This is a genomic window from Maribacter litopenaei, from assembly GCF_025244665.1.
In the GTDB taxonomy this organism is placed as follows: Bacteria; Bacteroidota; Bacteroidia; order Flavobacteriales; family Flavobacteriaceae; genus Maribacter; species Maribacter litopenaei.
In genome coordinates this window covers 680450-702953 of record NZ_CP104205.1, presented here as the reverse complement: position 1 = coordinate 702953, position 22504 = coordinate 680450, and the positions used below count along the sequence as shown (strand labels likewise).

Genomic DNA, 22504 nt, shown 5'->3' with positions numbered 1-22504 from the left:
TTGATATTTCCCTCGATCAAAAGCAGGTTTGCCTAAAGGGTTGTTTTATATCCTTTGTAATGAGCATAGTTTAGGGGTAAACCTTAAAACTAATTTAGTATGAAAAAGTCATTACAAATCTCCGTCAAACAACCTTGTTCAGAAAATTTTGCTAATTTTAGAAAGACCGAGCAAGGAGGATATTGCAACAGTTGTCAAAAGGAAGTCATCGATTTTACAGGACTATCAGATTTTGAAATCGTACAGTATTTCAAGAACGAAAATGTCAGCACCTGTGGACGATTTAAGACCTCCCAACTCAAGAACTACGAATTTGAACCTGATACCATTATGAATACGAATATCTTCTTTAAAAGTTTTGGCATTGCTAGTTTTTCTCTTTTGGCGCTTTGTGCGACCCCTCCTGTCCAATCCCAAGAAATTGTCGAAGCAACTCCGAATTTGGAAATGGTTATTGACCAAAACATACACAACACAAATGTTCCTCTAGCTGATAGCTATACCGTTCGAGGCACCGTTTTGGATGAGTCCAACCTACCTTTACCTGGGGTCAACGTGATTCTGAAAGGAACCTCAATAGGTACAACTACCGACTATGATGGAAAATTCGAGTTTCCACAAAAATTGGAGGTTAACGACGTACTGATTTTCAGTTACATTGGATACGACACTAAAGAGCACAAAATCAAGGCTAGCGAGACTGATACCATAGAAATCGAGATTATGTTCGATTCAACGGATATTGAATTGATGGGCGATGTTGTGGTAGGAGAAGCCTATAAATCTAAAAGAAATATTTTCCAAAAGTTCATTGCACTCTTTAAGTAATGCGTTTGGGATTATTTTTAGTTCTTTTTTACTATGCTATCGGTTATGGACAGTTTCACAATTTAAGTGAATCCAACTTTTCCAAGGCCGATAGCATAGCATTTTCGCACAAAGGAAAAAGCCTCAAGAACTTACCTATTTTGACCCATAAGCTGACCAAGGACCATAACCACTGATATTCAAAAATTTAGGGCGATTTTTTCGTGGGTCGGTACGAACATTGAGAACGATTACCAGTCCTACCTGAAAACCCGAAAAAAAAGGAGGAAAATACAGAAAGACAGGGAAGCTTTTTTGGAATGGAACCAAAGCTTTACTCCCAAGGTATTTGAAAAATTAGTTTCAGAAAAGAGGACAGCTTGTACTGGGTACGCCTACCTCATCAAGGAAATGGCTAACCTAGCAGGATTTGAGAGCGAAATCGTTAACGGATATGGCCGGACACCCACCTTGATTTTAAATGAAAACGACCCGCCCAACCATTCATGGAATACGGTAAAACTGGATGGAAAATGGTATCTGTGCGATGCCACATGGTCCGCAGGAAGGATCATGCTCGACGTCGAAGGACCTCGATTCGAACCCGATTATGATGATGTCTACTTCCTACCAAATCCTGAATTATTCGCAAAGAACCACTACCCGTTGGAACCGGAATTGTCCCTATTGGAAGGGTTGCCAGCCCTAAGTGATTTTATGAAAGCCCCAGTGATTTATAAAGAGGCATTTTCAAATAGTATAATGCCGAAATCCGCAGAGAAAATGCATATAGATTCTCGTCGCAATAAAATGGTAACGTTCGGATTAAAAACGACTTTAGATATAGCACCTGGAGAGTTAGGTCTAATCATAAACAATGGAGGAAGGGATTTGGAAGTAAAGCCAAAAATTAACCTTTTGGAACCCGGAAAAATTCGAATGGAATATGTCTTTAATCGGACCGGACTTTATGACGCCCATATTGTATTTAATGGTGAAAAAATTGCCACATACGTTGTGAAGGTTCGCAGAAATTAAAGGCTCATTCTGTCTTTAAAAAGATACGATTGCCTTCTTGAGACTTCAACTTCCTCACCATTTGCCATCGTCAATTTTAACTTCCCATTGAACCAGGGTACTACATTTGCAATAAAATTGGTATTGATGATTTGCTGCCGATTAGCCCTAAAAAAATATTTTTCCGGGAGCTTCTCTTCCACTTGGTTCAAGGACTTGTACAACATGGGTTTCTCGTCCTGGAAAAAGACCCTTGTATAATTTCCCACGATTTCAAAATGCGAAATGTCTCCCACTTTTATAAGCCAACATTTTTCCCCATCCTTTATAAAAATCTGACTGTTTCCGGTCAACCTTTGCGTGTTTTCCGAAGAGACCTCTCTACGCTCATTAAGTTTTTCCTCCACCTTTTCTATCGCCTTTGCAAACCTTTTTTCATTGATAGGTTTTAATAAATAGTCCAAGGCATTATATTCAAAGGACTTAATGGCATATTCATCAAAGGCGGTGGTAAATATGGTAATAGGTACTTCGTCCAACATTTCCAAGAGTTCGAACCCGTCCTTTTCGGGCATGTTGATATCCAAAAAAAGTAAATCCGGTGAATGTTCCTCAATAAGGTTATAACCATCATCTACATTTTCTGCTTCACCAATAATTTCAATTTGCAAATAGCCTTTGATCAGTTCTTTCAACTCATTTCTAGCCAAACGGGAATCCTCTACTATAACAGCTTTTATTTGATTCATGACAATGGTATATTAATAGTTGCTATAACTTCATCATTAATTTCCTCAATATTAAAATTGGCCTGATTTCCATATAGAAGCCGTAATCTTTGTTTTATATTTTGAAGGCCCAACTGTGTGAACCCCTCTGCAATTTGTAAACTCCCAGTATTTATAACACTTATAATCAAATTCTGCCCTTCTATAAAAGTTACAAGTTTAATGGTTCCACCAGCTTTTAATTTGGAAATACCATGTTTAGTAGCGTTCTCCACCAACAATTGAATAATCATTGGAGGAATTTTAATCTCCAACGTTTCATCCTGAACTACCTTTAAAAATTGTAGCCTGTCCTCAAATTGAATTTTGGAAAGTGCTATATAGTTTTCTACCATTTCTAGCTCTTCTTCTAGATTTATAGCATTGACATTGTTTTTGGTAAGGGAGTATCGAAGCATCTCCGAAAGCTTTGTCAGCATATCCCTCGATTTTTCCACATCCTCCAGCATTAATCCACGAATATTGTTCAAACTATTGAACATGAAATGAGGGTTGATTTGTCCTTTCAAAGTGTTCAATTGGGCCTGCCGTAAAGTAGCATTGAGTTCTGCACGCTCTACCCTATTGGCGTTTAATTTAGCGGCAATTTTTACTGATAGATAAAATATGATTCATCCAAAAATGGTTATAAAGGAATTGATTAACAATAATCCAATACCCAGATCCTTGTACATTTCGGCACCTTTACATGCTCTTCACCAAATTTGCCCATATAATATCCCGCACCATAGGATAGCCCAAAGTACATAAAGGCCGCTACTGAAATCCCTGTAATAATTTTTATTATTTGGCCGGATTCAAAAGAGTCAAAATTTATGATTCGCTTTAAATAATATCTTAGCAGACTAGTAGAAAAAATACCTATAAAAAAAGTCGACAAAAGACCATACTTAAACGTAAATGTTGCTTTGTAACCGTCCGCATCCGGCGAAAAGGCATAGGCTATAAAGACCAATCCACCCCATGAGAGAAATTGGACCAACCTGAAGGAAATTGCCCATCTATGTTTTTTTATGAAGGAAGCCATCTTGGTATTTTAAAGGTAAATATAGGGGGAATGAAAAAATAGTTTCAGCCTTTTGGGCTGAAACTAAAATAAGACTTGAATTACCAATACCATAATAAATTTTACAATTGCAATCATGCTTTTTGTTTTTAAGATTAATGAATTAGTTTTATGAAATACTTCACCCTACTCAGCAATTTCATTGCTCGGTATGTCCTTTTTATTTTCCTTGTTCAAAAGAGATACTCCAACCAGGGTTAATCCTGCATACAATGGAAAAAAGTAGTTCATTAGGTTTAAATCTTTTAAAGCTCCAATTAGGGAAACCAATACTGTTAAGGTCCCAATAGCTAATACAGATAATTTAGTTTTGTCGGTTGTTTTCATGATGTTGTTTTTTAATTGTTAATAATACGATGTAAAACTAGTGACCTTTGGGAAGAAATTAAAAGGTTTATGATGAACGGTAGAAAGACATCACCGAACGGAAGTTTCGTCTTGCTAAATTGTAACCATTTGAATATCTAATGATTACATTGTATTCTAACACAAAAAAAAATGTTGAACACCCCATATTATGGGGCTTTGAAGGTAAAATGAGGGTATTTATGCGAGTCCTTTAAAAAAGTTATTTTCCGGTTTTTGGCGGATACTTTTCAAATATTTTTGAAACCAATTCTTGCATCCTTTCCTCTTTTAGGTGCGGTGGATCTCCCTCTCTATAGGGTTGTTTGCTAATGGCCTGCCAAACCAATACATCCTTTTTGGCATCAATGAAGTTGATTTCGAGCTCTCTAGTGAGCTTGGGGCTACCTACGGGTATACCTACCGACACACCGCCACCTAGACCTCGGCTACCTCCGCCAAGCCCAACGCCTACCGTATTACCAGATTGGGTCTCGTAAATAGAGCTTTTTATATCAATTAGAATATCTGGTTCTTCGGAAAACTTCAATCCCTTTGTCTGAAGCGTAATATCCATGGCCCTAAAGAATCGTTTTTCGTCCAGTTCGGGAATACCGGTCCGCATATCCACCAAATAATTATAGGTAGTATAGGAGGAAAAATCGGTTTCCCGCTCATAATCATAATGTACCTTTATTGTACTACAGGAAACAAACAGTAAGGCAAGTAGCAGTGTAAACACATATTTCATCCTGAATATTTTACTTTAAGATAGTAAAAATTCAGTCCTCCTCTTTCCTGTCCACACTTTTTGTGAGCGCCGATGAAATTATTCCTGTTGGAATCGCTACGATACCCAAACCAATCATCAAAATAAAAAAGGTAAAGATCCTACCTCCAACCGTTATGGGATACACATCTCCATATCCCACCGTGGTGAGTGTTATAATGGCCCACCATAGACTATCAAAAACAGAAGAAAAATGTTCACGGTTGTGCTTGGTTCTCGAAATAATAGATTCCTACCGCCGAGAAGTATATCAAAATCAGTGTGACAAACAGAAATAGTAAAATCTCTTCCTTAGCCATTACTATAGCCCGCGTAAAGTGCTTAATTGCCCTGTTATAGCGCATTAATTTGAGCATCCTGAACAAGCGAAGGAACCGTAAAGCCCTTAAAGATCTTAAATCGATGCCTAATGCAAGGTAAAAAGGAAGAATCGCCAAAAAGTCAATAATGCCGTAGAAACTAAAGATAAATTTTGCCTTTTTATCGGCTACATAGATGCGCAACAAATATTCCAAGGTAAATACCATGACACAAAAAATCTCAATGCCACGGAGCCATCTCCGAGTTTGTGGCTGTAAATCCGGTACGGTCTCAAAAGAAAAAGAAACAATGGAAACAAAAATTAAAATCTGGATAAAGTAGGCAAAGAATCTACTCTTGGGATTATCATTTAACTCAACAATATTTTTTAGATACCGTTTCATCAGATAAGGATTTTAATCGTTTAGCATTTGCCAAAGTTTGTCCTTTAATTCCATAATTCCCATTTGTGCCACAGAGGAGATAAACATATATGATGTCCCCTTGAAATCGACATCCAGCTCCTTTTTCATTTCATCCATTAGTTCATCATCCAACATATCGCATTTGGAAATGGCGATGAGCCGTTCCTTGTGCAATAGCTCCGGATTATATCTTCTTAATTCATCCAATAAAATGGCATATTCTTGACTGATGTCCTTACTATCCGCAGGAATCAGAAATAATAAAGTAGCGTTTCGTTCAATATGTCTTAGGAAATAATGCCCCAGGCCCTTACCTTCCGCTGCACCTTCTATGATTCCTGGAATATCCGCCATTACAAAGCTTTGAAAATCACGGTATTCAACGATACCCGGATTGGGCTTTAAGGTGGTGAATTCGTAATCTGCAATTTTAGGTTTGGCGGAAGTAATTACAGAAAGCAGTGTAGATTTTCCGGCGTTGGGAAAACCGACCAATCCTACATCGGCCAAAATTTTCAGCTCCAAAAGAAAATACCCTTCCTGTCCGGGAATTCCAGGTTGGGCATATCTAGGTGTCTCGGTTCGTAGATGTTTTAAAATGCCAGTTCCCTAGACCTCCCATACCTCCTTCCAGTACTATTTTTTCCTCGCCATGTTCGGTAATTTCGAAAAGTACCTCATCAGTATCAGGGTTCTTGACAACGGTTCCCAAGGGCACCTCCAAATAAACATCGGCTCCATCGGCTCCAGTACTTCGGCTTTTACCCCCATGCTCGCCGTGGCCCGCTTTAAAGTGCTTTTTGAACTTAAAATTTACCGGAGTCCAAAGGTTTTGGTTTCCCCTAACAATAACATGACCACCTCTGCCACCATCTCCTCCATCCGGACCTCCTTTAGCGATATATTTTTCGCGATGAAGGTGCATGGAACCTTTGCCACCGTTTCCTGAGGCCAAATGTACTTTTACATAATCTACAAAATTACCTTCGGTCATATTGAATATGGTAAAATTAAATGCGCTACAAAGCTACACAATAAAGAGGGAAGAGAATACCTGTTATTTTATGACAAAGGGTCATAAAAATAATGGAGATAGACCAAATAGGCTATGGCAATAAGTATGACGGCCAGCATGGAGCCACAACCAATAAAAAAACAGCTTTTCAGGGCATCTTTAGGCCTTATTACCTCCTCTGCCATATCGTGTGCACATTTTTTAACCTCGATTATCCAAGAAATCGGAAAAAAAGGATAATCCTATAACGAATCAATGACTTCAGTCAAACGCTGTGTAATCTCATCAATGGTTCCAATTCCGTTCACACTATGAAATTTGTGCTGCTCCTCATAATACTCTTTCAATGGGGCCGTTTTGGAATTGTATTCCTCAAACCTATTTTTGATTTTGGTAACATCCTGATCATCCGATCTGCCACTCACCTTGCCTCTTTCTAAGAGTCGTTCAATTAGAATATCGTCATTGGCTTCTAGTGCTATGGTCGCGTCAATTTTCATGTCCTTGGATTCCAAAAAATTGTCCAATGCCTCTGCCTGAGCCGTTGTCCTTGGAAAGCCATCGAATATGAATCCGTCCGCATCTCGGATTTTTATCCACTTCGTCCTCTAACATTTTAATAGTAACCTCGTCCGGCACCAAATCACCCTTATCAATATAGGATTTGGCCAAAGTACCTAATTCCGTTCCATTTTTAATATTGAATCGGAATACGTCTCCCGTAGATATATGCTTAAGGTTATACTTTTCTTTTAAAAATTGAGCTTGTGTGCCCTTCCCTGCCCCTGGTTTTCCAAAGAGTACAAGATTAATCATATGTTTTTGGTTTAATTGATATACTTGCCTTAAATTCCTTCCTAATTCCTTGTAATCCAGTCCGTACCCCACAATAAACTTATCCGGAATCTCAAGCCCCACATAGTCGATAGTATATTCGCCGTTATAGACTTCTGCTTTGTAAAAAAGGCTTGCAATCTTGAATTCCTTCACCTTGGTAGTTCCAAACAAATGGACAAGTTTCTGCAAAGTACGTCCTGTATCGATGATATCCTCCAAAATAATGATACTGCGCCCCTCAATGTTTTCAGGCACATCCAATAACGTCTCAACGATACCCGTAGATGTAAGACCTTGGTAAGAACTTAATTTTACGAACGACACTTCGCAAGGATGAGGATAGGCCTTTAAAAAATCTGAAACAAACATAAAGGCCCCGTTTAGAACTCCCACGAAAATGGGGCTATCGTCCTTGTAGTCCACGGCAATTTCCTGTGCCATGCGCTGAATGGCCTCCGAATTTGCTTTTCACTAAGAAAAGGTTTGAAAAATTTGTCGTGTAACCGTATCAATTTTTAAAAATTAGTAAGGTTGGCAAATATAGGGTTTTGCCCCGTGTTTTTGAATATAGGGGATTAGGATTCTAAGATTTAAGCGTATTTTTGTACTACTTATGAATTATTTTTCTTCAGATTTTAAACTAGGAATCCTTGGTGGTGGCCAATTGGGCAAAATGATGCTCTATGAAACCCGTAAATGGGATGTATGGACCAAAGTTTTGGATGCTTCTCCGAGAGGCTCCCTGTAAGATTTCATGCAACCAGTTTGTTCAGGGTGATTTACTGGATTACGACACAGTCTATGATTTTGGACAAGGCTTGGATGTTCTTACTATAGAAATTGAAAATGTGAATCTAGACGCTTTGGAGCGATTGGAAAAGGAGGGACTAAAGGTCTTTCCCCAACCAAAAGCCCTTCGGATTATTCAAAATAAGGCCAAGCAAAAACTTTTTTACGTCGACCATGGAATCCCAACGGCTGAATTTCAACGTTTTGCCTATTTGAGCGAAATTGAGGATAGTATCCAAAATGGCGGATTGAAACTTCCTTTTGTTTGGAAGGCCGCACAATTTGGCTATGATGGTCAAGGGGTAAAAGTGGTTCGGGAGCTTGCCGATTTGAAAGACCTACCCAAAGGGGAATGCATTGCCGAAACCATGGTTGCTTTCAAAAATGAATTGGCAGTCATTGTTTCAAGAAATGCCAATGGGGATATAAAAACCTATCCTGTAGTGGAAATGGAGTTTCATCCAGAAGCTAACCAGGTGGAGTATGTCATCTGTCCGGCAAGAATCGAAGACCAGGTCGCTACTAAGGCCGGAGACTTGGCACTTAAGGTTGCCGAAAAAATTGGTTTGACTGGATTGTTGGCCGTGGAGATGTTCCTAACCAAGGACGACCAAATTTTAGTGAACGAGGTAGCGCCTAGACCTCATAACAGTGGCCACTACAGCATTGAGGCAAGCTACACCAATCAATTCGAGCAACACATTCGTTGCATACTTAATCTTCCGTTGGGTGATACTGAAAGTAAGGTGGCCGGCATCATGGTAAATTTGGTAGGCGCTGAAGGCCATACAGGAGATGTTGTGTACGAAAACATGGAGGAGATTTTAAAGCTTGAAGGTGTAACGCCACATATTTACGGAAAAAAACAAACAAGGCCATTCCGAAAAATGGGCCATGTGACCATTGTGAACGAGGATATAAATCAAGCCGAGAAGAACAGCACAGGAAGTAAAGGAAACAATTAAAGTAATCAGTACATAGATCATGAGCAAAGTAGCCGTAGTGATGGGTAGTACCAGCGACCTGCCGGTAATGCAAGACGCCATAGACATTCTAAAAGGTTTTGATATTGAAGTGGACGTGGATATTGTGTCTGCCCATAGAACACCGTGAAAAACTGTTCGATTTCAGTAAAAATGCCCACAAAAATGGGTATTCCGTTATAATTGCCGGGGCTGGTGGCGCTGCTCACCTTCCAGGGATGGTCGCATCCATGTCTCCCTTACCGGTTATTGGAGTACCTGTAAAAAGCAGTAATTCCATTGATGGGTGGGATTCCGTTTTATCCATTCTTCAAATGCCAGGCGGCGTTCCTGTGGCAACGGTAGCACTCAATGGTGCCAAAAATGCCGGTATTCTTGCCGCTCAAATTATTGGTAGCGCGGACAAATGTGTTCGGACAAAATCATACTATACAAAGAAGGTCTAAAACAGAAAGTAATCGACGGGGCGAAGTCGGTAAATAAAAGTTAGAAAAAATATCGCTTCTACACAATCAATATCTGAAACTGGAAAAATCGTAATAACCAAGAATGAATCCTCTATTAGAATCTTTTGACGCTGCACCCTTTTCAAAAATAAAAAACGAACATTTTAAACCCGCCTTTCTACAGGCCATAGAAGATGCACGAGAAGAAATAGATACCATCACTTCAAACCCGGAAGTACCCACATTTGAAAACACCATCGAGGCCCTTGAATTCTCAGGGCAACAATTAGATAGGATTTCCAGTGTTTTTTTCAATCTCAATTCGGCCGAGACCAATGATGAGATACAAAAAATTGCCCAAGAGGTATCACCACTATTATCTGAGTTTGGAAACGACATTACCCTTAATGAAGAGTTATTCAAAAGAATCAAAGAGGTATATCAAAAGATGGATTTCTTGGACTTGGATGTGGAACAAAAAACCTTATTGGAAAAAAAGTACAAGAATTTTAGCCGAAACGGCGCAAATCTCCCGGAGGATAAGAAAAAGAGGCTTAGGGAAATTGACTCTAAGCTTTCCAAACTTACTTTAAAGTTTGGCGAAAATGTACTAGCAGAGACCAACAAGTATCAGATGTATCTCACGGATGAGAAAGATTTGGAAGGGCTACCGGAAGGAGAAAAAGAAGCTGCGGCCCAACTCGCATTGGCAAAAGGAAAAGATTCAGGCTGGATGGTAACATTGGATTACCCGAGTTATATACCTTTTATGAAATATGCCAAAAACAGGGAATTAAGAAAAGAACTTTCCATTGCATTTGGTAGCAAGGCATTTCATAACGACGAACTGGATAATCAAAATAACGTATTAGAGATTGCCAAACTACGTTTTGAAAGAGCTCAATTGCTTGGATATAAAACACATGCCCACTTTGTACTGGAGGAACGTATGGCCGAAAGCCCAGCAAAGGTCCATGCCTTTCTAAAGGAGATTTTGGAAAAGGCAAAACCTGCTGCCGAGAGAGAGTTTAAGCAATTGGCCGATTTCGCCAAAGATGTTGAAGGTATTGCGATGCTTGAAAAATGGGACGGTAGTTATTACTCTGAAAAGCTGAAACAAAAATTGTTCAATTTAGACGACGAAAAATTAAAACCCTATTTCAAACTGGAAAATGTTATTTCCGGGGTTTTCCAGGTCGCCGAAAAGTTGTTCGACCTTACTTTTGAAGAAGTTTTTGATATTGACAAATACCATGAGGATGTAAAAACATATCGGGTATTTGATGGAAATGGGGATTTTATATCCCTTTTCTATGCCGATTTCCACCCAAGGTCAGGAAAACGGGGTGGTGCATGGATGACCTCTTACAAATCACAATGGAAAAGAAACGGAGAAAATGTGCGTCCACATATCAGTAATGTGTGCAATTTTACCCCGTCCACAAAAAGTAAACCATCCTTATTAACATTCAATGAGGTAACTACGCTGTTCCATGAATTTGGCCATGGGCTTCATGGAATGTTGGCGGATACTAAATATCCAAGCCTTTCTCGGAACTTCGGTATATTGGGACTTCGTTGAGCTCCCCAGTCAGGTCATGGAAAATTGGTGCTATGAAAAAGAAGCTTTGGAGCTTTTTGCCAAGCATTACGAAACCGGTGAAGTAATACCTATGGAACTTATCACTAAAATAAAGGAATCCGCGACCTTTCAAGAAGGTATGCAAACGCTGAGGCAATTAAGTTTTGGACTTTTAGATATGTCTTGGCACGGTATTGACCCCACGGACATTACCGATGTTAAAAAACATGAGGACGATGCATTTGAAGGCACTAAGCTTTACCCCGATTCTCCCAATACCTGTATGAGCACATCTTTCTCACATATTTTCCAAGGGGGGTATTCCTCAGGATATTACAGCTATAAATGGGCGGAAGTTTTGGATGCCGATGCCTTTGCCTATTTTAAGGAAGAAGGGATTTTCAATAAAAAGGTGGCCAATAAATTCAGGCAAAATGTACTTTCAAAAGGTGGCACGGAAAACCCAATGGAACTATATAAACGCTTTAGGGGAGCGGAACCTAAAGTGGAGGCGCTATTAGAGAGGGCAGGTCTTTTGTCCTAACTCTAATAAAATAACTAAGGTATAAGTAAGGGCTTTAGCTCCCTGTAAAATAAAATATACACTAGGAGTATAAAATATTATTGCTTTTTACTTGACCATGCGTCATACCCGCCTTCTAAATTTACAACGTTTTTGTAACCTAGGGATTTTAATTTTTCCTGGGCCTTGGCACTCCTGCCCCCCAACTTACAATACACGTAAATGGTATCGTCTTTGTCTATTCCCTCAACTTGTTGGACAAAATCAGAATCGTACCAGTTCACGTTTAAGGAATTTTCCAAATGGCCCTGTTGGTACTCCTCAGGAGTTCTAACGTCCAATAAAACCACATTTTTTAACTCATCAGTGGTCACACTGGTTATGGGTTTTGAGGAAGGGGTCTGTGTTTGGGCACAAGACAAATTTAAAATAAGGCAAAGGAATAAAATCAGTTTATATTTCATCATATTTTCATTTTAAGTGGCACGACCACTTGTAAAAATATAAAATATGCATTTATTAAAATTGCAAGTGTAAAAGGAAAATTCTTTTATTTTTGCTACAACACTCAACAATGGCAGAAAACCAATTAAATCCGAATTCCTGGGTAGACCAGTATGCCGATTACCTATTCAACTATGCCATTGGAAAAGTAAGTGATGTAGAGACTGCCAAGGATTTGGTTTCCGAAACATTTTTGGCCGGTCTTAAGTCGGCAAAAAACTACAAAGGCGAGGCAGCCGAGCGTACCTGGCTGATAGCTATCCTAAAACGTAAGGTGATAGATTACTATCGGAAATCAAATTCCAAAAAAGGAAGGGCTGAAGTCCGTATGAATTTACGCGGGCATGATGAAAACGAAGGCGATTGGTTAGAAGAAAAAGTAGCAGACCCTAATGGGAATTCCGGAAGTGATTCCATAGAAAATGAAGAATTGGGACTGGCCTTACAGATTTGCATAGACAAATTGCCCCAAAAACAATCCCAAGTTTTCAAAATGAAAACCATTCAAGGTATCAGCACAGAAGAAATTTGTAATGAAATGGGGATTAACCCGTCTAACCTTTGGGTAATGATACATAGAGCCGAGAACGGCCTTAATGGAATGTTTAAATCAAAAATGGTTCAACGCATGATCTCTTGTGAAAAAGCGGCGGATATTTGTACAAGGGCGCAGTATAACGAAGCTACCTTTGCGGAAAGGCTCAAACTAAAATTTCATATTGTCTTTTGTAAAATCTGTGCGGCATATACCAAACAGAATACAAAATTGACCTCACTTTGTGATAAGGCAAAACTTCATACCCTTTCAGAAAAGGAAAAATTGAACATGAAGGAAAGCATCAAAAGATACAGCTAGGACATTTATTGGGAAAGGACCAGGATAATATACCAAGCTATAGGGATACTTTCAACCCGGAAAGAGGCAAAATATTTGCCCTGATTTTTACCAAAAGAAAACATTAATATTAGTAGACCAAAAAAAAGGAAGGCCTTTACCAGAACTTCTGTTACATTTAAGTCGTCCTTTAGAAAAGTTACTACATAAAAAATGACCACGAGTATAACTCCAAATATTTTTGTGTTTCTCACCCCAAACCTTTGTGGGATCGTTTTTAGTTCCAGGCTATCATATTTGAGATCTCGTATTTCAAATGGAACCAACAACACCAATACGAATAAAAATCTTTGGATAGCTTCTACCCAAATATCCCAAGAAAGAGACACAAATGAACCCAATGCTGGGAGTATAACCGTTGTACCCGCCCATACTAGTGCTACTATAAATATTTTAAGCCCCCCTAAACTTCTAAGGTTTCTTGCATTTGGCAGCACTGGTATGGCATAAACAACAGTTAAAAACACTAAAGCCATAATGCCCACCCATATATCTACAGCGAGATAATATGATAGGTAGCATGCTATGATAGCAGCCAAAAGACTTACTATTTGTATGTTTTTCTGGTAGGGATTTGCCACTATGATATACTTCTCCGCTTCTACCCCATATTTTATAAAATTGTAACATGCTATGGTTCCAAAAAAAGGAACCATGCCAAATGCCCAACTTCTTGAAGTCCAAAAGTTTTTATCGTAATCTGGGCAAGAGCAAAAACAGCAAACGCAACATGGATACTTGCATTGATGTAGAAATCAAAAAGACGCCGTAGATACCCCATGAAACAAATGTACCCAAACTGTTTATAAACAATGTTTTTAGTTAAAAACTTTCTTCAAGGAAGGTATTTCAAAGGTCTTTTTTGATTTAATTAATGACTAATTTTGCACGACTAATTTATTCAAATCATGAAGACTGACGTGTTTGCATCCCGCCATATTGGTATACGAGAAGAAGACCTTGACAATATGTTAAAGACTATCTCGGTTGACAGTTTAGATCAGCTGATTTATGAGACCATTCCCGATGATATTAGGCTTAAAAAAACGTTAGACCTCCCACCCCCTATGAGCGAGCACAAATTTTTGGCTCACCTAGAGGAACTTTCAAAGAAAAACAAGGTTTTTCGTACCTATATAGGCTTGGGATACCACGAAAGCTTAACTCCGTCAGTAATCAAAAGAAATATTTTAGAAAATCCGGGTTGGTATACTGCCTATACCCCGTACCAAGCTGAAATCGCTCAGGGCAGGTTAGAAGCCTTGTTAAATTTTCAAACGGTAATTTCCAACTTAACCGGAATGGAACTTGCCAATGCCTCCTTACTGGACGAAAGTACAGCGGCTGCCGAAGCAATGACCATGCTTTTTGAAGTTAGAACTAGAGATCAGAAGAAAAATGAGATTGTAAAGTTTTTTGTTTCGGAGGAGGTATTGCCACAGACAATGTCTTTACTTGAAACACGGGCCAACCCTTTGGGAATAAAGTTGGTTATTGGCAATCATGAAGATTTTGAATTTGAGGGGGACTATTTCGGTGCTTTGTTACAATATCCTGGCAAATTTGGTCAGGCTTATGATTATACGCAATTTGTTTTAAAGGCCAAGGAAAAGGATATTAAAGTTGCCGTAGCGGCGGATATTTTAAGTTTGGTTCTTTTAACACCCCCAGGAGAGTTAGGAGTTGATGTGGTTGTTGGAACCTCCCAAAGATTTGGTATCCCATTGGGGTATGGAGGTCCACATGCGGCTTTTTTTGCGACCAAAGAAGAATATAAAAGAAATATCCCCGGAAGAATTATAGGAGTCACCAAAGATAAGGACGACAAGCCGGCTTTGAGGATGGCCCTACAAACAAGGGAGCAACATATTAAAAGGGACAAGGCAACCTCCAATATTTGCACGGCCCAAGTGCTTTTAGCCGTTATGGCCGGAATGTATGCAGTGTACCATGGTCCAAAAGGACTTAAGTACATTGCCAAAAAAGTAAATTCTACAGCAAGTACACTCACTGATGCCTTGGAAAAGCTGGGGTATTATCAAAGTAACAGTGCTTATTTTGATACTATTCATGTTAAGGCCAACGAAGACGTTATCCGTCCTATTGCGGAGCGTGAAATGGTTAACTTTTTATATCCTAATTCAGATTCCGTAGTTATTGCCGTAAACGAAGCAACCTCCATTAAAGACCTAAACCAAATCATTGGCATTTTTTCTGAGGCTAAGCAAAAAGAAGTCGCCGAGATTACTGAGTTAATAGGTGAATCATCAATTCCCCAAAATATTCAAAGAGCTACCCCCTTCCTAGAAAATAGGGTATTCAACAGTTATCATTCCGAGACGGAACTGATGCGCTACATAAAAAAATTGGAGAGAAAGGATTTGTCCTTGAACCATAGCATGATATCCTTAGGAAGCTGCACCATGAAATTGAACGCCGCCTCCGAAATGTTACCTTTGAGTAATGCCAGCTGGGGAAATATTCATCCTTTTGTACCCGTGGAGCAGGCAGAAGGCTATCAAATTGTGCTGAGGGAATTGGCCAAGGATCTTACAACTATTACAGGTTTTTCGGATACTTCCTTACAACCAAATTCAGGGGCTCAAGGTGAATATGCAGGTTTAATGGTAATAAGGGCCTATCACGAGGCTAATGGCGAAGGGCATAGAAATATTTGCTTGATTCCTGCCTCCGCCCACGGAACCAATCCAGCATCGGCCGTTATGGCAGGAATGAAAGTGGTAGTGACCAAAACAGATGACAAGGGAAACATTGATGTTGATGATTTGGAAGAAAAAGTGAAACTTCATTCGAATAATCTTTCCGCCTTAATGGTTACCTATCCCTCTACCCATGGAGTTTTCGAATCCTCCATTAGAAAAATAACTAAACTAATACATGACCATGGAGGCCAAGTATACATGGACGGTGCAAATATGAATGCCCAAGTGGGATTGACAAATCCAGCTACCATTGGTGCTGATGTTTGCCACTTAAACCTTCACAAAACCTTCGCAATCCCACATGGCGGAGGAGGTCCTGGTGTAGGCCCAATATGTGTAGCATCACAATTGGCTCCATTTCTACCTGGCAACCCGGTAATAAAAACAGGGGGTAAAGAAGCTATTTCCGCCATCTCGGCAGCTCCTTGGGGAAGTTCCTTGGTATGTCTTATCTCCTATGGATATATCAAAATGTTAGGTATGGAAGGATTGACAAAATCAACCAAAATCGCCATACTCAATGCCAACTATATAAAACACAGATTGAATGGTAAGTTTGATGTTCTCTACACTGGAGAAAAAGGACGAGCCGCTCATGAAATGATCATTGATTGCAGGCCATTTAAACAAAAAGGAATCGAGGTTACAGATATTGCCAAAAGACTTATGGATTATGGATTTCATGCACCTACAGTTTCCTTCCCAGTTGCAGGAACCCTCATGATTGAACCCACAGAGAGTGAAAGTTTGGAGGAGTTAAATCGTTTTTGTGAGGCCATGCTTTCCATACGTGAAGAGATTGATGCTGCAGAAATGGATAATCCGAACAACGTTCTGAAAAATGCACCACATACCTTGCAAATGGTAACGAGCGATGTTTGGGTTTTCCCCTATTCAAGGCAAAAGGCAGCGTTTCCACTACCGTATGTGGCAGAAAACAAGTTTTGGCCCGCCGTACGCCGAGTGGATGATGCCTATGGAGACAGAAATCTAATTTGTACCTGTGCTCCTATTGAAGCCTATGCAGATGCGGAATGAGAAGCTAAAAGTATTTTGAATAACTTTGTTGATGTAGCCAGCACTGCCGTTTACATTGGGCTGAATTATTAATTTAAAATGTACGAAAACAGCTTTCCCAACAAAAGGTTTAGAAATACCTTACAGTTCTTGAAAAAACACATCAAAAACGATGAGTTTATTCTGACCTTGGGGTTGAAAACCCCTTTTCGGAAATCATGATTAGGGAAGGGTTCAAAGTGGAAAACACAAAGGGCGAAGATTTGGATTTTGATTTTAGTTCAATTATCAACTCAGATGCGCAAGTTGTTACCGCCTTTGAAATATTTGAACACTTATTGGCACCATTGAACGTCCTTTCGAAAATAAAAGCCAATAAATTGGTAGCAAGTGTTCCCTTGCGACTTTGGTTTTCACCCGCTTACAGAAGTAAAACGGATGTCCGGGATCGACATTATCACGAATTTGAGGACTGGCAGTTCGATTGGCTTTTGGAGAAATCAGGCTGGGAAATTCAAGAAACTAAAAAATGGACGCACCCAGTCAAAAAAATTGGTTTAAGGCCTCTTTTTAGAACGTTTACGCCGCGTTACTACATTGTATACGCGACTAGAAAAAATAGCCAATAATTTGATCATTGAATTATTATATCATCATACCGGCCCACAATGAGCAGGAGTTCATTTCCTTAACTCGGAGAGTATTATACTGCAAAGCTTACTACCCAAAAAAGTAGTGGTCGTTAATGACAATTCTACGGACAATACGGAGAAAATTATCACCGAATTTGCCGAAACCGTACCTTATATTGAAATACTGAATACTACCTCATCACCAAAACATATGCCTGGAAGCAAGGTAATAGAGGCCTTCAATAAAGGACTGGCGATATTGGATACCGATTTTGATTTTATTGTAAAGCTCGATGCCGACATTGTTTTACCTGTCAATTATTTCGAAGCCATTTCAAGAATTTTTAATGACTCACACAAAATCGGAATAGCTGGTGGATTTGCCTATGAGCAGGACGAAAAGGGAGCTTGGAAGCTAAACCACCCAATGGACAAAAATCATGTACGAGGAGCATTTAAAGCGTATTCCAAATCTTGTTTTGAAGCCATAGGTGGCCTAAAAAATGCTATGGGATGGGATACAGTTGATGAATTATTGGCACAATTTCACGGATACGAAATCTATACGGAAAAAGGCTTACATGTAAAACATTTAAGACCCACTGGCAAAGCATACAATAAAAAAGCAAGGCTGTTACAAGGAAAAGCTATGCATACCATGAGATATGGTTTTTGGATAACTCTGATAGCTTCTTTAAAAATGGCCGTCAAAACAAAAAGACCTATGGCTTTTTTAGACAATTTTATTGGTTATATTGAGTCAATCAAACAAAAAGAAGCATTTGTGGTTAGCGAGGAAGAAGGTAAATTTATTCGTCAACTACGCTGGAGAAACATAAAATCAAAAATAATTTCATAAAAAAAGCCATTCCATAAGGAATGGCTTTTTTTCGTTTATGGGTATTTTAAATCCCTAATTCCTTTTTTACATCGGCCAATAGGTCCTTTCCATTTGCAACGATTAATCCACTACCTGCTTGTGCATCAATAACATAGTCAAAACCTTGGGCCGCGGCAACCCTTTCTATGGCCGCTTTTGCCTTTTCGGATATAGGTGCGAACAACTCCGCTTGTTTCTTTTGAATTTCCTGTTGCGCGTTTTGTTGGAACTCTCCAACAGTTTTCTCCATACCCTGAAGCTCTACTGCTCTCTTTTCATTCTCCTCCTTGGATTTTGAAGTTGCCTCATTTTGATATTGGGTATACTTATTACGCAACTCAGTCATTGAAGCTTGAATATCGGCACCATATGTTTCCTGAAGTTTTTTAAGCTCGGCTTCTGCTGCCTTCATTTCCGGCATGGCGGAAAGCAATTGGGTTACATCAATATGTGCAACTTTACTTTGCGCATTTACAAAACTGGTCGCCGCCACGAACAACATTAAGGCAACCGCAATTTTCTTTACTTGTTTCATGAGTTAAAATTTAATTCTTATTTGAGTATTAATTAATGGTTAATGATTTCTAGTTATTATCGGAATTTCCTTCCTGATTATCCTTATTTCTTTCTTCTTCCTTCTCTTTTTTCTTAGCTTCCCGTTCTTCTAACAATTTTTTTCTTCTTTCCTCATAAGCCTTCTTTCGCTCTTCACGCAATTTCAGCTGTTCCTCCCTCTTTTCGGCAGCAGTTTTCTCCCTTGCCGCCTGAGCCTCTGCCGCTCTATCTATACGCTCCTGCAAAGCTTCTGAAACTTCCTCCTCCTCCACTATTTCATCATCCCTTTCAAAGGCCTCAAATCTGCTTCGGTATCCGTCCCTTCTTTAGTTTTGCTAATTTTTCTTGTTCTTGCAATTCCCCTAAGACCAAGTCACTAATATCGTGTCTTTTTTCGGAGTACAACATTACGACATCCGCAGATTTATCAAAAATAAAATCATATTTTTTATTGGCACCCAATTTTTGGACTTCATTAAACACTTGATCTTGAATTGGCTGTATCAACCTACGTTTTTGAAGTACCAAATCTCCCTGTGCACCAAACCTATCCTGTTGATACTCAATCATCTCCTTTTCAAGGATTTGAATCTCCTCCTCACGTTCCTCAATGAGTTCAGAGTCAGTAGCACTTTTTCGGCCATTAAGTCCTTCTTCATCTGTTCCACAACACTTTGCTTCTGCTCGATTTCCACCTTCCATTTCTGGATCTTGGTATCGAGTTGCTCACTTGCGTCCCTATACTCTTCCACATTTTCCGAATATATTCCATATCCACGTAGGCTATCCTAACCCCTCTTTGGGCTATGGAATTAAGTCCCGTTAAAACGGTCACAAGAAATAAAAGAACTTTTGTTTTTGACTTCATTTTTGATATCGTTTAATCTAATAGAAAATATCGTGCCAAAATTACTAAAACTTTTAAAATGAAAGGATTAGCTTAACGACAGATACTTAAATTTCAATTTAAATCTAGAACTGTTGACCAATAATGAAGTGCGTCTGCCATCCGCTTGGACCATTGCCTATGGATTGTGGTCTTAAGTCCTCATCAAACCCATAACCAAAATCTATTCCCAATAAACCAAACGCAGGCATAAAGATGCGTAGCCCCACACCGGCCGATCGTTTTAATTGAAACGGATTAAACTGCTGAAAATTGTTGAAAGAGTTACCTGCCTCTAAAAAGGTAAGCCCATAAATGGAAGCCGAAGGTTTCAATGTCAATGGATATCTAAGCTCCATCGAAAATTTATTGTAAATCAACCCACCTTCTTGACGTCCAGTTAAAGGATCCAATGGAGTTAAAGACTGGTTTTCGTATCCACGTAATTGCACTACATCCCGTCCATCTAAAGTAAAATTACCTAAACCGTCACCACCTACAAAAAAACGTTCAAATGGAACATCTCCTGTATCACTATTATAATTTCCTAAGAAACCGAATTCCGCATTAGTACGTAATACCAATGTCTTATCCGCACTTCCTGCCAAAGTAGTATACCAATCACCCTTAAATTTAACCTTATAGTACTCTAATAACCGGAATCTTTCTTGGTCTATATCCTGTAACTCCGTCGTTTCAGCGGCAGTAAGACCTCCTTGGCTAAATTGCTTCTCCGTAAGTTCAGTACTGCGGTCTTTTAAAGCCCCATAATCTTTATCGCTAAAAAGGGAATAGGGTGGTGTAAACTTAGCCGTTATTTCAAAATTGGAACCTCCCCTAGGGAATATTCTACCACCTAAAGTAGCATTTCTAGAAATTCCTAAGGTATAGGCCAATGAGTTTGCCTTACCATTACCAAAATTAAAAAGTCCTATATTATAATTTCTAAAGTCATACAATTGGTATCCTAAAGAGTGGGAAATGGTGAAGAAATCATCCGCCATTGTACCCTTTTTGCTAATCCCAAACTTACTCCTGTTATAGAAAACTGTCTATCTTTATCTACGTCAATCCCACGAGAACCAAATGAAGCCGCAAACTGCTGGGTTCGGAAACACTTAAATTGAACCTTACCGGCTTTTTACCGCCCATCCAAGGCTCAGAAAAGTTTAAACTATATACCCTAAAAGTACGGCTTGCCTGCAATCGCAAGGCAAAAGTTTGTCCATCTCCCATAGGAACAGGTCTATAGGCTTCCCCTTTAAATAGGTTTTGTATAGAGAAATTGTTAAAGGATAGTCCCAAAGTACCTATGAAACCACCACCACCATAACCACCTTGCAATTCAATTTGACTAGAACCGGACTCCACAAGACTCCAGGCCAAATCTACCGTTCCCTCATTGGGATTGGCATTTAAAACATCTCGGTTTTATTTGCTCCGCATCAAAAAAACCAAGCTGGCCCAATTCCCTGATGCTCCTGATAATATCGGACTTATTATACTTCGGCCTGGGCGTGTACGTAATTCCCTAAAAATGACATGGTCATTGGTTTTATCATTTCCGAAACAGTCACATGATCCAAAAAGGTCTCTTTTCCCTCAATAATTCGAATTTCAAAATTAATGGTATCATTAGCAGCGGAGACCTCAACTGGGTTAATGGTCGAGAATAAATATCCATTATTTTGATACAAACTTGTGACATCATTCGGCTCGGTGTGGAATTGTCCGCTATGCGTTCCCTTAGCAATACCCCGTTATAAGTTGAACCTTTTTTTATTCCTAATACCTGGTGCAATTGACGGTCTGTGTACACAGAATTACCCACGAAATCAATATCCCCAAAATAATATTTATTACCTTCCTCAACCTTAATTTTTAGAAGAATATTATTTTCGTCCACTTTCTCAATCGTATCGGATAGTATCCTGGCATCCCTGAAACCGTTCTCCGCATATTTATCTATCAACAGATCCAGGTCTTCTTCATAATCATCCTGAATGTACTTGGACTTTTTCCGAATCTACCAAATCGCTTACGTTTGGTACTTTTTAAGGCTTTTCTCAATTTTTTATCGGAAAGTTGTTCATTACCTTCAAATATGATATCCTTAATTTTTACCTTATCACCTTTGTTAACGTTTACTACCATTCTCCTGGCATTGGTCTCAGAAGTATCAACAGCGGTAATTATATTTACCCGAGTATTTAAATACCCCTGCTTCTTGTATTTATTGGTGAGATAATTCTTAGTGTTGGAAATGAGGCTTTCCGTAATCTTTTTACCCTTTTTTAGGTCTGTATCGTTCCTAAGTTCGTCTACCTTTCTTGGTTTTACCCCATTAAATGTTACATCGGTTAATGTAGGGCGTTCAATAATATTAAGTTCAAGAAAAATAGTATTATCTTCAATATTAGAAATATAGAAGTCAATTGAAGTAAATAGCTCCAACCCCCATAGTTTATTTATGACCTCACTTATTTGTTCACCTGGAACTGTTATTGGCTGACCCACCCTAAGTCCGGTATAGGTTTTAACGGTCTGTTCATTATAACTTTCCAGTCCGGTAACCTCTAACCCGCCTAAAATATAGGATTTACCATTTTCATAAGATAAATCTTGTGAAAAGGCATTGGTTAAAACAAAAAGGAGTAGGATGGTTAGTAAGTGGTTCAAGGATATGAACCTAGTCATAT

General features: G+C 39.1%; 18 protein-coding genes and 8 pseudogenes. 10 read left to right on the top strand and 16 right to left on the bottom strand.

The genetic code is table 11. From position 1 onward, the window contains the following. Nucleotides 1–99 precede the first annotated feature (99 nt). Entirely contained in the window at nt 100–828 is a 729-nt protein-coding gene (locus tag NYZ99_RS03610) for a carboxypeptidase-like regulatory domain-containing protein (RefSeq protein ID WP_260573567.1), read from the top strand. 165 nt (nt 829–993) lie between these two features. After that, nucleotides 994–1845, top strand: coding sequence for a transglutaminase domain-containing protein (locus tag NYZ99_RS03605; RefSeq protein ID WP_338039485.1), 852 nt, complete (start codon nt 994–996; stop codon nt 1843–1845). Here the strand turns inward: NYZ99_RS03605 and NYZ99_RS03600 are convergent. The 10 genes and pseudogenes from NYZ99_RS03600 to NYZ99_RS03555 all read right to left on the bottom strand — a co-directional run bounded on the left by NYZ99_RS03600 (nt 1842) and on the right by NYZ99_RS03555 (nt 7902). Beyond that, entirely contained in the window at nt 1842–2573 is a 732-nt protein-coding gene (locus NYZ99_RS03600) for a LytR/AlgR family response regulator transcription factor (protein ID WP_260573563.1), read from the bottom strand. The genes NYZ99_RS03605 and NYZ99_RS03600 overlap by 4 nt on opposite strands. Then, the gene (locus tag NYZ99_RS03595) at nt 2570–3094 is read right to left on the bottom strand and encodes a sensor histidine kinase (RefSeq protein WP_260573561.1); all 525 of its coding nucleotides are present in this window, start codon (nt 3092–3094) and stop codon (nt 2570–2572) included. The genes NYZ99_RS03600 and NYZ99_RS03595 overlap by 4 nt, the downstream gene beginning before the upstream one ends. Nucleotides 3095–3252: 158 nt before the next feature. Beyond that, on the bottom strand, nt 3253–3639 hold the full coding sequence (locus NYZ99_RS03590) for a hypothetical protein (RefSeq protein ID WP_260573559.1): 387 nt from the start codon (nt 3637–3639) through the stop codon (nt 3253–3255). Nucleotides 3640–3804: 165 nt separating this feature from the next. Continuing rightward, entirely contained in the window at nt 3805–4005 is a 201-nt protein-coding gene (locus tag NYZ99_RS03585) for a hypothetical protein (RefSeq protein WP_260573556.1), read from the bottom strand. A 241-nt stretch (nt 4006–4246) separates the two neighbouring features. Then, on the bottom strand, nt 4247–4774 hold the full coding sequence (locus NYZ99_RS03580; RefSeq protein ID WP_260573554.1) for a DUF4136 domain-containing protein: 528 nt from the start codon (nt 4772–4774) through the stop codon (nt 4247–4249). A 31-nt stretch (nt 4775–4805) separates the two neighbouring features. Continuing rightward, entirely contained in the window at nt 4806–4970 is a 165-nt protein-coding gene (locus tag NYZ99_RS03575; protein ID WP_260575324.1) for a potassium channel family protein, read from the bottom strand. Nucleotides 4971–5010: 40 nt separating this feature from the next. Continuing rightward, nucleotides 5011–5517: an ion transporter gene (locus NYZ99_RS03570; protein WP_260573553.1), complete on the bottom strand. Its 507-nt coding sequence runs from the start codon at nt 5515–5517 to the stop codon at nt 5011–5013. A 12-nt stretch (nt 5518–5529) separates the two neighbouring features. Next, nucleotides 5530–6532 (bottom strand): annotated as a pseudogene (obgE, locus tag NYZ99_RS03565) (GTPase ObgE). Nucleotides 6533–6600: 68 nt separating this feature from the next. Next, nucleotides 6601–6738: a hypothetical protein gene (locus NYZ99_RS03560; RefSeq protein ID WP_260573552.1), complete on the bottom strand. Its 138-nt coding sequence runs from the start codon at nt 6736–6738 to the stop codon at nt 6601–6603. A 57-nt stretch (nt 6739–6795) separates the two neighbouring features. Next, nucleotides 6796–7902 (bottom strand): annotated as a pseudogene (locus NYZ99_RS03555) (adenylate kinase). Nucleotides 7903–8003: 101 nt separating this feature from the next. Here NYZ99_RS03555 and NYZ99_RS03550 point away from each other — a divergent pair. From NYZ99_RS03550 to NYZ99_RS03540, 3 pseudogenes are all read left to right on the top strand, one after another. Beyond that, nucleotides 8004–9160: pseudogene (locus tag NYZ99_RS03550) on the top strand (5-(carboxyamino)imidazole ribonucleotide synthase). Between the two features lie 3 nt (nt 9161–9163). After that, a pseudogene (gene purE, locus NYZ99_RS03545) lies at nt 9164–9652 on the top strand (5-(carboxyamino)imidazole ribonucleotide mutase). Between the two features lie 59 nt (nt 9653–9711). After that, nucleotides 9712–11734 (top strand): annotated as a pseudogene (locus NYZ99_RS03540) (M3 family metallopeptidase). 77 nt (nt 11735–11811) lie between these two features. On the opposite strand, the gene NYZ99_RS03535 reads toward NYZ99_RS03540, so the two are convergent. After that, nucleotides 11812–12180, bottom strand: a complete 369-nt coding sequence (locus NYZ99_RS03535) for a rhodanese-like domain-containing protein (protein WP_260573551.1) — start codon at nt 12178–12180, stop codon at nt 11812–11814. 107 nt (nt 12181–12287) lie between these two features. Between NYZ99_RS03535 and NYZ99_RS03530 the strand changes: the two are divergent. After that, nucleotides 12288–12849: pseudogene (locus tag NYZ99_RS03530) on the top strand (sigma-70 family RNA polymerase sigma factor). Continuing rightward, entirely contained in the window at nt 12846–13073 is a 228-nt protein-coding gene (locus NYZ99_RS03525; RefSeq protein WP_260573550.1) for a hypothetical protein, read from the top strand. Before NYZ99_RS03530 ends, NYZ99_RS03525 begins: the two are co-directional and overlap by 4 nt. Nucleotides 13074–13078: 5 nt before the next feature. On the opposite strand, the gene NYZ99_RS03520 is transcribed toward NYZ99_RS03525, so the two are convergent. Beyond that, the gene (locus NYZ99_RS03520) at nt 13079–13768 is read right to left on the bottom strand and encodes a UbiA prenyltransferase family protein (RefSeq protein WP_260573549.1); all 690 of its coding nucleotides are present in this window, start codon (nt 13766–13768) and stop codon (nt 13079–13081) included. 252 nt (nt 13769–14020) lie between these two features. Between NYZ99_RS03520 and gcvP the strand changes: the two genes are divergently transcribed. The 3 genes and pseudogenes from gcvP to NYZ99_RS03505 all read left to right on the top strand — a co-directional run bounded on the left by gcvP (nt 14021) and on the right by NYZ99_RS03505 (nt 18343). Then, nucleotides 14021–16873 (top strand): aminomethyl-transferring glycine dehydrogenase, encoded by a 2853-nt coding sequence (gcvP, locus tag NYZ99_RS03515; RefSeq protein WP_260573547.1) that lies wholly within the window; start codon nt 14021–14023, stop codon nt 16871–16873. Nucleotides 16874–16951: 78 nt separating this feature from the next. Beyond that, a pseudogene (locus NYZ99_RS03510) lies at nt 16952–17481 on the top strand (methyltransferase). A 106-nt stretch (nt 17482–17587) separates the two neighbouring features. Next, nucleotides 17588–18343, top strand: a complete 756-nt coding sequence (locus NYZ99_RS03505; RefSeq protein WP_338039281.1) for a glycosyltransferase family 2 protein — start codon at nt 17588–17590, stop codon at nt 18341–18343. A 46-nt stretch (nt 18344–18389) separates the two neighbouring features. Here NYZ99_RS03505 and NYZ99_RS03500 read toward each other — a convergent pair whose 3' ends face one another. The 4 genes and pseudogenes from NYZ99_RS03500 to NYZ99_RS03490 all read right to left on the bottom strand — a co-directional run bounded on the left by NYZ99_RS03500 (nt 18390) and on the right by NYZ99_RS03490 (nt 22502). Continuing rightward, complete coding sequence (locus tag NYZ99_RS03500; RefSeq protein WP_260573544.1) at nt 18390–18899, bottom strand: OmpH/Skp family outer membrane protein; 510 nt, start codon at nt 18897–18899, stop codon at nt 18390–18392. Between the two features lie 49 nt (nt 18900–18948). Further along, complete coding sequence (locus tag NYZ99_RS21180; RefSeq protein WP_338039280.1) at nt 18949–19191, bottom strand: hypothetical protein; 243 nt, start codon at nt 19189–19191, stop codon at nt 18949–18951. 25 nt (nt 19192–19216) lie between these two features. Continuing rightward, on the bottom strand, nt 19217–19621 hold the full coding sequence (locus NYZ99_RS21175) for an OmpH/Skp family outer membrane protein (protein ID WP_338039279.1): 405 nt from the start codon (nt 19619–19621) through the stop codon (nt 19217–19219). A 270-nt stretch (nt 19622–19891) separates the two neighbouring features. After that, nucleotides 19892–22502: pseudogene (locus NYZ99_RS03490) on the bottom strand (BamA/OMP85 family outer membrane protein). Between the last annotated feature and the right edge of the window lie 2 nt (nt 22503–22504).